Origin of the sequence: Alteromonas abrolhosensis (assembly GCF_001953635.1) — a bacterium.
Classification (GTDB): Bacteria; Pseudomonadota; Gammaproteobacteria; order Enterobacterales; family Alteromonadaceae; genus Alteromonas; species Alteromonas abrolhosensis.
Window position 1 is genome coordinate 45,467 of sequence record NZ_MEJH01000017.1, and the last position, 12,917, is coordinate 58,383.

A 12,917-nucleotide genomic window follows, 5' to 3' on the forward strand; every position below is an offset into this window, starting at 1 on the left:
CGCTATGGCTTCAAAGTGGCGATATTTACCGTGTCGGCACCCGCCAGTTTGGCTTCATCTATGACTTCTACCAACAATTCAGAGCGAACGGCTTTATCTACCTGAATGACTACTGGGCGTTGTTCTTTCATCAACAATTGCTCAACGGTAGAGCGCACACCGCTCACGCCGATATTGGCACTGTCATACACCACTTCACCGGTTCGGGTAATTGCCAGCATAATGGCCATTTGATCGAGCTTTTGTGCTGATATCGCCTGTGGTTTATCTACCTCAACCCCAGTTTCTTTTACGAACACTGTTGAAACGATAAAGAAAATTAAAAGTATAAAAACCACGTCTAGTAGCGGAGACATATCAATGCCTTGCGCTTGCTGGTTTTCAAGGCGTCGCTGTAATCGACTTGCCATGTTTACGCCTCCCTTGCTACGGCGCGCTTTACCGCACCATTAACAAACATCAACAAAAGCCAGCCAGGAATAGCCAAGGTTAAGCCAAGCTGAGTGGTAAAAAGTGCATCGGCAATGCCACCAGTGACGACTTGACTATCGACACCTAACGACATCATTCCGGTGAAACTCACTTGTAGGCCTGCAATTGTGCCTAGCAGGCCCATCAAGGGAAGAGCACTAACCAGAACGGCAGGAACCATTTCTCGCTTTGTTAGCTCTTTCTCTCCATCACGCACTTGGGCTATCTCTTTGCGTGTAGTAAACAACACAAAGATTTGCTGGTAAGCAAACCATGCCACCAGCAGCATTAACCAACACAATGCATTCCCCACTAGCTGTTCAATCATTAGCTTGCGCTCGCTTGCTGTTGACCATCACTCTTTTGGTCGGTTTTCTTAGCAATGTCTGGCTCGTCATTGCTAAGTACAAGCGCGAAACTTTCGAGCTCTTCGTAGTAGTGTCGTGCTTTGCGAGAGAGTACGGCATTTAGAATTAATGCCGGTATGGCCACAACTAAGCCTAACTCTGTCGTAACCAAGGCTTTAGCGATCCCGCCAGAAATAACTTCGGGGTCGCTTGAGCCAAATGCCGTCATCATTCTAAAGGTTTCAATCATGCCGCTTACCGTACCTAGAAGACCTAGTAAGGGTGCAACGGCAGCAGTTACAGCAATGGTGCCGTTGTATTTTTCTAGCTTGATTTTGTCTTGCTGGAGTGCAGAAAACAGCTCATCGTCGCGTTCAGTTGGCGTGCTTGCACGCTTAGTTATGTCATACAGCTCGCGCTGCATGCCATCAAAGAAGCCCACACCTGAACTGCCCACCATGTTCACCAGAGCTTTGCCTGATGCTACTTGCTTAACCTTCGGTAAGCGCCATAGCTGAATAACTTTAAACAGTGCGATAAGCGTAGCGAGAAGGGCAAACAACACGATAGGGATCACCCACACTCCGCCTTTCACAACATGTTCAATTACCCCTTCTGACGCTTGCTCGCGTGTAGCTGCGCGGCCAAGGGTAGGATCTATTTTAATGCTGCCATTGCCGCTGCTTGCCAAGCTTGCAAGGCTTTCGGTATCCGTATCTGAAAAAGTGGACGTAGAGGTAAACAGGTCTTGCTTACGCTCTGCCGTACCCGCAACGTTTTGTGCTTGCGCCAAATACCACGTCACCGAACCAAGAGTAAGCACTTTTGCTTGGGTCACTTCGCCATTCGCCAGTACAACCTTTCCTGCACTGAAATTAGGGGTTTGTTGATTCGCAAACTCTTTCGCTTTTTCACCCACTTTCTGGACTTTGTCAGACAAGCTCATTTCGCTTAACGACAGACTGTCTACACCGGTTTGAAGCAGGAAACGGCTCAACAAATTTTGTTGGAACTCTTGTTGCTCGCTCCAGCTCGATAGGCGATTTTCTAACTGGGAAAGACTAAGGGTTCTTTCGTCCATTTTACGGCGGGCGACCGTGGTTTCATTGCGCAGTTTCATTACCTGCTGTTCAAGCGCACGCAATTCATTAGCCAGCGCTACACGCTCTTTACTAATTTTGCTTTCGGTGCGTTCCAGGCGCGCTTTTGCCTCTTTAATATTGGCCAGCATGCTATCTTCAGGCGCTGCCACTGCCGGTACACAAACCACAGCTGCACACAAAGCAACGCATGCTGCAATGAAAGAGGATTTCAACATTGGGTTAAATGTTGTGAGAACGTGAGATAAGCATTTCATTCGCCTTCTCCTTGAGCCAGCGTAAGTGGTAAAGAAACAAAATCGGGCTCATGCTTCTTCTCGAAAATAGCAACGGCAAGGGCCACCGCTTCGCTATCTACGTTGTCACTAAATTGCCACTGCCATTCCCCGTTTCGAACGCGACCGACACCCTGATATTGACCATCGGCGTTGGTAAACCACGCATAGCTGCTGCCAACAAAGAACTGCTTAACTAATACATCTTTGTCATCGGGAGCACGCATTACGGTTTCGTTAACCAGAAGCTTGCTATTAAATTGTTGAAGGGATGAAAGTTTTGCAAGGGTAACCTGAAGCTTATTTGACGTGTCGGCGTCAGCCGCTAATTCGGCTTGTTCTTTATCCCACGTCTGGCGAATAATCTCTGGCAACGACGAGTAAAGGCTATCGACTTGCCCGATGACTCCTGCTAAGGCTCGCTCTACCCCGCCCTGTTGTGCTTCAAGCTCACTTTGCTCAGAAAGAAGTGCTTCTCGCTGAGCTTCCACGTCGGTGGTTGCAGCTTTACTTTCGTCAATCATACTCTGCAGCTGAGTACGTTCAGCTTTAAGCAATTGAATGCGCTGACGCAATGCAGGCTCTGATTCGCGCCACTCGTTTTCTAGCTTTTGCGTCTGGCGCTCAATGCTAATCCACTTTTCAGTGAGCCCATCAATATCGCTGGCTTTTGTCGCTGCCATCACAATACCTGATGAAGCCACGGCAAGTGATACCAGTACAAAAGAGAGCACTGCACTTCTTTTAACTTTCATTCAAATCCCTTACATCTCTTAGCTGAATTAATGAGATTGCCGGCACGTCGATATCACTATCGAGGCCGGCATTTTTAGTGTCTTGTTACTGCTTGCTAAGTATTAGAACTGGTAAGTAGCAGACAACAAGAAGCTTCTTTCTGGTTCATTAAAGGTATTAGCTCCTGCGTTAGACGCTTGCGTACCTTCACGCTTAACGCTTTCGTTGAACAAGTTCTTAACCGACACGTTGAAGCTCAAGTTTTCGTCGAACGCGTAAATGGCGTTAATGTTGGTGATGGTATAGGCTTCGCGATCATCGGCTTCGATAACGGCGCCCGAATTAACGCTGGCCGTAGGGCTATCTGTTTCACCATAGTGTTGAGCGCTAAGCACAAGCTCAAGTGCATCGGTGGCTTGCCAGCTTATTAGCGAGTTCACTGTGTAGTCAGGAACGATAGATAATGGCTGGCCAGTAGATTTATCCTCTGACTCAAGCATCACGGTAAAGTTGGTCGACCACTCAATAGTGCTGGTTACAGGGAACAACAAGTTACCTTCAAGGCCAGAAATAACCGCTTCAGGAACGTTAAACCACTGGAATACCTGAACGTTTGCCTCGCCACCTTCTTCGCCAGGTAACACATACTCTGGCGGTACATTACCGGTGCCAATTTTGTCTTTATAGTCGTTGTGGAAGTAAGTAATACCCGCGTTCAAACCCTCTTCGTTGGTGTAGTTAACACCAATTTCTTTGTTTACTGAGGTTTCGTGCTCTAGGTCAGGGTTTCCTAGAATGTGACACCCGCCACCTAGGTTAGAGAAGTCAACTGGGCAACCATTACCTCGTGTGTAGTACACGTAGTTAGGGTTTAATTGATAGAGATTTGGTGCTTTAAAAGCACGGCTAATACCACCTTGAACCACAATGTTAGGCGATGCCTGCCATGACGCGTTCAAGCTCGGGCTAAGGTTTGTACCTGCTTTACTGTGATCGTCGAAGCGCAGTCCGGGCGTAAGCGTGATTGAATCTGTTAGCATGATGTTGTCTTCAACATACACACCTACCAACGTGGCGTCGGTTTCAGATGGACGATTTGCCGGGTCAGTTTCTACACCAGGAATAGTGCCGTCATCCACTACATTCAACGTAAGCTGGTTGCTAACAGAATCATCTAGGGTCTCTTTACGGTATTCCGCACCAAACGTTGCGGTTTGATTGAAGCCGCCTAACGTTAAAGGCACATTCCACTCGGTCTTTGCAGTAATGTTCTCTAATTTGATGGTGGTCATTTCAAGGCTATTAATACGCCCTTCAGTTCCACCGGCAGCACCTTCACCTAAACGGCTGTTAGACGTGCTTTCGTATTGAACGTAGCTAAATGAATCGCCGAAATCGTACTCACCATTGTGAGTAACGCCGAACGTACGACGGTGCATCACCAGCGTTTCTTCACCAATTAGGCTCTGAGCATCAGTTTCTGCCAGGTCTTCTGGTTCAGGAATAATAACGTTGCCGTTTTCGTCAACAGGGTAGCTTACGCCCTGAAATGCGTTGTCACCAGCATAGCGGTTACCTTGGCGGCTATAGGCTGCTTCAAAATCCCAGCGATTAATATCGTCTTGGTCGAATCGAACCAAGGTACGCACGTCGATGTTTTCAACACCTTCACGCCCTGCCCCTACATTTTTGGATGTACCTCCGCGACCCGTTGTTACGTCTGTTGAATCTAGATTCACGCGTGGGTCGTCAGCGTCTTGTTCGTTGTAGTTAACAATAGTGCGGTGTGAGAAACGCTCAGATAACGGTGCACTTGTTACTAGGTTAAAACGACGGTTGTCGCCTTCGTATTTATTTGAAGAAAGCTCGGTCTGAGCGGTTATAGAGGTAGAAGCTTCATCAGGAGATTTAGTGATGATATTGATAACACCACCTGATGCGCCAGAACCATAGCGAGCCGCTGCTGGGCCACGGATGACTTCAATACTTTCAATAGCTTCTGCAGGAACCCAGTTGCTGTCACCTTGTGTGTTTCGCTCGCCTGAACGACCCATTTTTACAGAATTTCGTGACAACACTGGCTTGCCGTCAATTAGAATAAGCGTGTTCTCTGGGCCCATTCCGCGAATGTCGATTTGGCGCTTGTTGCCGTACTGACCAGAACTTGAGTTACCAGTAAGGTTGATACCTGGCATGGTTCTTACGATTTCAGCGATATCATTGGTAACAGGGCGACGTTTGAAATCTTCTTCGGTGATGATAGACACGCCTTGTGCTTGTTTGAGCTCTTCTGATGCAGATTGCACGACAGTGGTATCGAGTGTTTCTATCTCTTCACTTTGCGCCAGCACACCCGCTGACAGCATGGGAAACAGGGTTCCTAACAAAATAATGCGCTTACCAGTTACAGGCATTTGATAATCCTTAATGAGTTGAGTGCTAGCCAGCTAATAGCTAACCTTTTCAATATGTTGTGTCTTGTTATGCGCGGCTTGTCTTTTCAAATGGTGATTAAACCAGATGGAAATAAAGCGCTATGTATTTGAGTTAGGGCTGCTGGTGTGATTATTGTTATTCCAAGAAAGAACGCCCAAAAATGAGACTATCCGTAGAAATATGCGTGCCCTTATCTGTCATAGGGTTTATTTATTGCTTTATTTCTCTTCTTGTTTGCAAGAAGCGGCTAATCATGCTCAAATCGCCCTGCATCTTAATAACAATTATTATCATTTGCAATTTAATTAATATTGAAAGGCTTTTTACTTTCTTTACATAAACCTGACGAATATGCTTAAAACACCATTGAATGCCATCCCACCGACCCTTGCTGCGTTGTCTGACTACGAGAGTTTGGCTCGTGAGAGACTTACAACCCAATCCTGGGCTTATATTTCCGGCGGTTCTGCTGACGAACTGTCGATGAAAAGAAACCGTGAAAAACTAGACGACTTATGTTTGCTTCCTCGCACTTTGTGTGACGTCGCTAAGGGTGGAACAAAAACTACGTTGTTAGGGCAGCAGTTTGAGCATCCAATTATTTCCGGCCCCGTTGCATATCAGGCACTGGCGCACCCCGATGGCGAAATAGCGACCGCGCTGGCAACACAAGCTCAAGGTGGCTTGTGGATAATGAGCACGTTAGCCAGTCGCTCCTTTGAGGAGGTATCAAGTCAGGTTCAGAGCCCTCGCTGGTTTCAACTCTATGTTCAACCTACCCGTCCACAAACTTTAGAACTCATACAAAAAGCAGAACACTTTCAGTTTTCAGCATTGGTAATTACCATCGATGCACCCATTAATGGCTTGCGCAATCGTGAGCAAAGGGCGGAATTTTCGCTTCCACCCAATGTACGTGCCGTCAATATAGATTCGCCCTCTCCCTTGGTACATCCTGGAGAAGGCAAGAGCGTAGTGTTTCAGGGGCTTATGGCACAGGCTCCTACTTGGGACGATATAGCTTTTATCCAGCAAAACACGTCATTGCCCATTGTATTGAAAGGTATTCTTAACCCGTTGGACGCTCAAAAAGCAGCGGAACTTGGCGTAGCGGGTATCGTTGTGTCGAATCACGGCGGTCGCGCTTTGGACAGCGTGCCCTCACCGGTAGAGATGCTTCCTGTTATTCGCCAAACGGTTGGTGATGAAATGATGGTACTGGCTGACAGCGGTGTGCGCAGAGGCGCTGATGTGGTGAAGCTCATTGCACTGGGTGCCAACGCCGTGCTTATTGGCCGGCCTTTGATGTACGGATTAGCCACGGCGGGCGCATTAGGTGTTGCTCACACTATTCGCCTTTTACGAGACGAACTTGAAATGACGATGGCACTTTGCGGGGTTGACGCTATAGAAAACATTAATAAGCACTGTTTATGGCCAGCAACTTAGTCAATTTCTTAGATAATTTCACTGCGCGATTCGCGCATTACTTGCAGATTTACAAGCTTAGGTTTCACTCCACTGTCTTAACAGATTGTGATACACACCCGAAAGCCTGACAATTTCAGCGTTATTTGGAGTCTCGGCGCTAAGTGCCTGAATACTCATATCTAAGTCGTACAGAATACGGCGTTGTTCAGCACTTCTCACTAAACTTTGCATCCAAAAAAAGGATGCGAGTCGACGGCCCTTTGTAACAGGTGTCACTCTATGTAAACTGGTTGATGGGTACATTACCATATCGCCCGCCGCGAATTTCACACGCTGCTCTCCATAAGTATCTTGGATCACGAGCTCTCCCCCTTCGTATTCTTCGGGCTCACTGAGAAAAACCGTCATCGAGATATCCGTACGAACCTTTACAGCAGTTCCTGCCACCCGCCTAATGGTATTATCGATATGATCGCCAAATTCTCCTTCGCTCTGATAGCAGTTGAACATGGGAGGGTATATTTTATTAGGTAGCCCTGCCGCTAATATGTGCTGCGACTGACCCATTAAGCTCAAAATGAAATCCCCTAGCTGGCGTGCCGTGGGAGAATCTTCTGGTAACTGAAGGTTTTTCTTTGCATGCAGCGCCAAATGCCCCGCTGTTACAGCGCCATCAATCCAATCGGCTTTCTCAAGAAGCGACACAGCATCAGCGACTTCTTGTTTGGTGAGGAAGTTCTCAATTCTAACCAGCATGTTGTTCCCATTGTGGCAAAGCGAGTGAATATAAAAAACCAGCCAGAGGTCTTGTTACCTAAGGCTGGTTTTATGATAGCGAATACTTAATTAGAAAGTATAGTTAGCAAAAACAGCTACACTTCGTGGGTTCCCCGGGCGGAAGTGCCCTTTAGCGCTGTAATCCACCACATATTCTTCATCTGTTAAGTTATCAACGTTTAACTGAAGTTTCAGGTCTTCAGTAACTTGATAAGACGCCATTAGGAAAAGCGTCGTGTAAGAATCGACTGTGAAATAAGCCGTGTTTCTGCGCCAGTAGGTTTCACCAGAATTGTAATAGATACCACCACCCACATTCAGTTTATTATCCATTGCAGCATAATTTACCCAAATGTTCGCCGTATCATCTGGCGACGCTTGTAGACCGTTACCGATAGACTCAGCAGTGGTGTCCTGCGTAACCTCAGTATCTAAGCTCGCATAGTTTGCCGAGATTGACAGTGAATCAGTAAGCATACCTGTAACGCTGACTTCATAGCCCTTAGACTCTTGTTCACCCGCTAACGAATACACTGTCATACCGTCTTCGATATTTTGTGAATCGACCACGTCTTTTGTTGTTTCAAATACCGCACCGCTCACAAGCAGTTGGTTGTTAAAGAACTGCCACTTAACACCAAGTTCAGTAGTTACCGCATTTTCAGGCCTTACCCCATTCTGTGCAGCGTTTGTTGATAGCGCTAACGCTACGCCAGGAGGCTGCTTGGAGTTACTACGACTAAGGTAAATACTGCCGTTCTCAGTTGGCATATAGCTAACCGCTGCACCGTAGCTGAAGTAACTATCTTGCGCATCTAAGCCATCGAAGCATCCGTTACGTCGGCTACACGCAGAACCAGAAATATCAAAATCGTCATAACGCGCGTTGATGTCTACTTGAAGGTGCTCACCTACTTTAATGGTATCTAGAAGATATAAGGCTACCGTGCTCGCTTCACCTGAAGTATCACTACCGCTGCGCGTTGTTCCGCCTGTAACAAACACGTTATTTTGCAAGTCGAAAGGGTTAATGGTTGGTGCTTCCAGGACATTACCTTGCGCATCCACATAGGTGTAATTTGCTGTCACACCAAAGCTCGTACGCTCTTCTTCAGCTATTTCTGCACCCAGCACAACACGGTGTTTTAAGGCACCTGATTCCAGCGAAAGTATGGCGTCTAGCTGTGATACAAATAAGTCGGTCTCTTCATCTAATGCTTGCAAGCGCTCAGCGTTCAATAGATTAGCTTCTTCATCTGAATTCCACCATGGACGGCCAATTACAGACTCTTTTTCGTTGCTACCAAAACGGGTTTGGCTACGAAGTGTTACCACATCATTGACTTTGTGGTTGATAACTAAGGTGTACATTTGCGTCGACACTTCTTCGAAGTCACGACCTGGTACGCTGTAATACTCATCCCATAGCCCCGAATCAATCGGGCCTTCAGGCTGGCCTGTAGCTTCTGCTGCTGTAGACGTTAAGAAAGGAAGACCCAGCACTGGAACGTTATCCTGTTCCATCACAAATGCATCAAAATTAATATCGGTTGCTTCACTCACTTTGTAGAGTAAAGAGCCCGCTACACCAGTGGTTTGATACTCCTCAACACCGTTGTCAAAGAAGTCGCCACCGTCGCTGTATAAGAGATTTAAACGGCCAGCAACATTTTCAGAAAGCGCCTTGTTGTAATCTAATGTTACACGCGCGTTTTCAAAAGAGTCATAGCGACCTGATACTGCACCAAAATCTTCCAGTCGCGCACGCTTGGTCGCCAGGTTAACGCTACCACCACCAGTAGAGCGACCATCTAAAGAACCGCTGCCGCCCTTAATGACCTCTACGGCTTCGTAATTAAAAGTATCGCGGCTGTAACCGGCAATATCGCGAATACCGTCTACATAGATATTTGAGCGTGCATCGAAACCACGAATGGTAACCTTGTCACTGGCAGACACGACGCCACCACCACCTTCACCACCACCAAAGGTTGATACGCCGGCAACATTTCGAAGCGCGTCATTTAAATTGGTAATCCCCTGATCTTCAAGAAGACGTTCTGAAATAACATTGATCGAGCGAGGGGTATTCGCAATCGGTTGGGTGAGTTTTACTGAAGAGCTTTCATCGACTTTATAACCCGCTTCTTCGGTTGCTTGAACCTTGGTAGTTTCTAATTCGTGAATTGCTGTATTCTCTTGCTGAGCAAGTGCGGTTCCAAAAGGTATTGCTGCTGTAATCGTCAGCGCAAGTGCGCTTTTCTTTGTATTCATTTTCGTCATGAAAAGGAAGTCCCTTTAGTGCTTTTAAGTGTGTGATTAAATGCCTAAATGTACCGAGTTGAATTTTGGCACGGAGTAAAATACAGAGACTTTAAACTTAATGCAAATTATTATTATTTGCATATTCTTTTTCATATTTACGCAATACTGACATTCACGTGCCATTGAGCGGCTGATTTTTGCTTGTCTGGTTAACAGGCAAAAGCTACCAAATGCTTTCATTCGATGAATAAAAGGTTGATTTATTCTTGTATGGGCTGGTGAGGTTCAGCTAGAGATGCTGCAAAAAGAAAGTTCGAAGTTCGTTATAAGTCATATAGGATTCTGGCGTTTCGTAGGCAATGAGGTATTCTGCGTGAGACATGCCTTCAACAATCTCGAGTTTGCTCGTGCCGTTGAAGTCGCGAATTTTTCTATGCAGACGAACCGCATCACTTAAAAACAAATCACGTGTTCCTGATACGATAAAAACAGGTGGAAATGTAAAAAATTCGCCGTATATGGGAGAAACACTTGGGTGAGATAATTCCGTATCACCGGCATAAAGTGACGCTGCTGATTGCAATAACCCCTCGTAAGTAACAAGCACGCGATCTGCTCCCTCGTTTACTTGTCGACTATCCCCTGCCTGAGTTAAATCTACCCATGGTGTACCCGTATAAATAGCACTGGGAAGGTTTATGTTCTTTTTTACGAGTGACTGTACTAGCGCAAGAACCAGCCCGGCACCGGCGGATGTCCCGCCTATTAAAATACGACGACCTTCCGGATCAGCTAAAAGTGAAAGGTAGACAGCTTGTAAATCGTTTAATGCGGCGGGCGAAGGTGCGTTTGGTGGCATAGAATAATCTACACTAAATACAACTATACCCAGCCGTGAAGCAATTAATAAACCTTCTTCTATGCTCGATAAGCCTCCGAAAAATACGTAGGCGCCCCCGTGCACGTCTAAATAAACGTGATTTGCAAAGTGCGGCGACAGAACTTTCGGGGTGAGTTTACGCACCGTAACCCCTGCAATATCTAGTAATTCTACAGAGACATCTAGCTGTTTACGCATCTTCTTTATTTTTTTCTTTTGCTGCGCATTTCGTTGCTGTACAAGCTCCCGCCAACTAGCAGCATCTACAGGTACTGTTTGCTTGACCTCTTCGACAGAAGCAGTAGGAAAGCGCTCATTAGCTTGCTTAAAAGCGTCACTTACCGTGGGTAGATTGGGGAGTTTTGGGTTTGGCATTATTCTTTGCAGTTTTATGTTTTCGATTTTTCTAGTGTGTACGGAATCAACCTTGAAAAGTGTATAGCCTTTTGGGTTCGAATTAGAAAAATAAGGCGGTGCTTTTCTTGTCGCTTGACCCGTTTTCTAACATCTAGTGTAAGTCATGAGGTGACACAAAGTAATAAAATCTGTATTGAAGATCAGTCCTCCATTCAAAATGCTTCTGCTATGATTGAGAAAAATTAATCATGTTCACTACGCCTCTATAGCGAACGGAGCAAGATTTAAAAGCGTTTAATCGAAGTATTTTCAGACATCTTAATAATATAAGTAATCAACAAGGATATACGTGATGAAGAGAGTTACCGTTCGTAAATGGATAATGGCACTTGGTTTCGCTGTTACAACTACAGCGTACGCAGAAAATGTTGAGCACGACCAAACTTCGGTTTGGAAAGTATCTAAAGGCGATGATGCAGTTTATGTAGGCGGTACAATACATATTTTACCCATCTCTGAATTTCCGTTGCCTGCTAAGTTCACACAAACCTATGAAAAAAGTGACACCTTGGTATTTGAAGTAAAAATGCCAGACCCAGCAGATATAGAAGGTCAGCGAAAAATGATGGCTGGGCTAGCTTACGCTGAAGGCAAAACCCTTAAAGACGATGTATCAGAAGAAACCTACGAAGCGCTTAATGCTTACCTGAGTAACTTTGGCGCAACCGCTGATCAGTTAGCTCAATTTAAGCCGGGTATGGTTGCTTCAATGCTTGTTGCTATGGAAGCTCAGCGTTCGCAGTTGGCAGGGCAAGGTGTTGATGCCTATTTTATGCAGCTTGCTGCGCGCGACGGAAAAAATAGTGAATACCTGGAGTCACTGGATTTTCAGATTAATATGCTAGCCAATATGGGTGCTGGTGAAGAAGACCGCCTTATCTCAGAAACGCTAGAGACGCTACCCGAATTAAAAGACATGCTTAAAAGTACCATAAAGGCATGGAGAGAGGGTGATACTAAAAAGATTGATGAGCTAGTCGTAGCCACTTTCAAACGCGAATCTCCTGCTTCGTTCGACGATGTGTTTACTAAGCGCAATCAAAACTGGCTTCCTCAGATTGAAGCTATGTTTGGCGATGATGACCAAGAGTTTGTGTTAGTGGGAGCAGGACACTTAGTTGGTGATGGCAGTGTTATCGATTTATTAGAAGCTAAAGGGTACAAAGTCGAGCAAATGTAACCCCACTTTGCTGTCAACCGAAAAAACAAAGCTAGGCATAGTCCTAGCTTTTTTATGCTTACTACGAAGGGCGTGAATGTACGCCCTGTCAAACCCTACACCGCATGGATGCGGTGTCGGAGCTCTTACATAAACGTTGGGATGGGTACACGGCGTGTTTCCTCCCCTCTCACCACGCTTTATAAATGCCAAAGGGGTCGCGCTTATTCAATCTAGAACTCTCAGCTGCATGGATGCAGCTGCGAAGCCGCTAATATAAAAGCACGGATGGGTTTACGGCGTGTTTCAGAGGGCACAACAATCACGAACTAAATCGCAGGCATAAAAAAAGCGCACCTAAGTGCGCTTTTTTGGCTTGTGTTGCTAAGTCTAGATTAGTCTAGGATCTTAGATACAACACCAGCACCTACTGTACGACCACCTTCACGGATTGCGAAACGAAGACCTTCTTCCATCGCGATCGGAGCAATTAGCTCAACTTTGAATTTAAGGTTGTCACCAGGCATTACCATTTCTACGCCTTCTGGAAGCTCTACAGCACCAGTTACGTCAGTTGTACGGAAGTAGAACTGTGGACGGTAGCCTTTGAAGAATGGAGTATGA

General features: G+C 46.0%; 11 protein-coding genes. 2 read left to right on the plus strand and 9 right to left on the minus strand.

Annotated elements, in window-relative coordinates:
• Positions 1-2 precede the first annotated feature (2 nt).
• From BGK61_RS18315 to BGK61_RS18335, 5 genes are all read right to left on the minus strand, one after another.
• A complete protein-coding gene (locus tag BGK61_RS18315) occupies positions 3-410 on the minus strand; it encodes an ExbD/TolR family protein (RefSeq protein WP_014951024.1) in 408 nt (135 codons plus the stop codon).
• A 2-nt stretch (positions 411-412) separates the two neighbouring features.
• On the minus strand, positions 413-799 hold the full coding sequence (locus BGK61_RS18320; protein WP_076012769.1) for a MotA/TolQ/ExbB proton channel family protein: 387 nt from the start codon (positions 797-799) through the stop codon (positions 413-415).
• Positions 799-2,175, minus strand: coding sequence for a MotA/TolQ/ExbB proton channel family protein (locus BGK61_RS18325; protein WP_076012768.1), 1,377 nt, complete (start codon positions 2,173-2,175; stop codon positions 799-801). Before BGK61_RS18325 ends, BGK61_RS18320 begins: the two co-directional genes overlap by 1 nt.
• A complete protein-coding gene (locus tag BGK61_RS18330; RefSeq protein WP_076012767.1) occupies positions 2,172-2,948 on the minus strand; it encodes a DUF3450 family protein in 777 nt (258 codons plus the stop codon). Before BGK61_RS18330 ends, BGK61_RS18325 begins: the two co-directional genes overlap by 4 nt.
• 102 nt (positions 2,949-3,050) lie before the next feature.
• Entirely contained in the window at positions 3,051-5,342 is a 2,292-nt protein-coding gene (locus BGK61_RS18335; protein WP_076012766.1) for a FepA family TonB-dependent siderophore receptor, read from the minus strand.
• A 373-nt stretch (positions 5,343-5,715) separates the two neighbouring features.
• Between BGK61_RS18335 and BGK61_RS18340 the strand changes: the two genes are divergently transcribed.
• A complete protein-coding gene (locus tag BGK61_RS18340) occupies positions 5,716-6,813 on the plus strand; it encodes an alpha-hydroxy acid oxidase (RefSeq protein WP_076026129.1) in 1,098 nt (365 codons plus the stop codon).
• 57 nt (positions 6,814-6,870) lie between these two features.
• Here BGK61_RS18340 and BGK61_RS18345 read toward each other — a convergent pair whose 3' ends face one another.
• From BGK61_RS18345 to BGK61_RS18355, 3 genes are all read right to left on the minus strand, one after another.
• Entirely contained in the window at positions 6,871-7,551 is a 681-nt protein-coding gene (locus BGK61_RS18345; RefSeq protein ID WP_076012859.1) for a Fe2+-dependent dioxygenase, read from the minus strand.
• A 90-nt stretch (positions 7,552-7,641) separates the two neighbouring features.
• Positions 7,642-9,855, minus strand: a complete 2,214-nt coding sequence (locus tag BGK61_RS18350; RefSeq protein ID WP_076012858.1) for a TonB-dependent receptor — start codon at positions 9,853-9,855, stop codon at positions 7,642-7,644.
• Between the two features lie 271 nt (positions 9,856-10,126).
• Positions 10,127-11,092: an alpha/beta hydrolase fold domain-containing protein gene (locus tag BGK61_RS18355; RefSeq protein ID WP_076012857.1), complete on the minus strand. Its 966-nt coding sequence runs from the start codon at positions 11,090-11,092 to the stop codon at positions 10,127-10,129.
• Positions 11,093-11,426: 334 nt separating this feature from the next.
• On the opposite strand from BGK61_RS18355, the gene BGK61_RS18360 reads away from it, so the two are divergent.
• On the plus strand, positions 11,427-12,314 hold the full coding sequence (locus BGK61_RS18360) for a TraB/GumN family protein (protein WP_076012856.1): 888 nt from the start codon (positions 11,427-11,429) through the stop codon (positions 12,312-12,314).
• Positions 12,315-12,688: 374 nt separating this feature from the next.
• Here the strand turns inward: BGK61_RS18360 and BGK61_RS18365 are convergent.
• Positions 12,689-12,917 (minus strand): EF-Tu C-terminal domain-related protein (locus BGK61_RS18365; protein WP_459166507.1); only part of this gene is annotated, 229 nt, incomplete at its 5' end.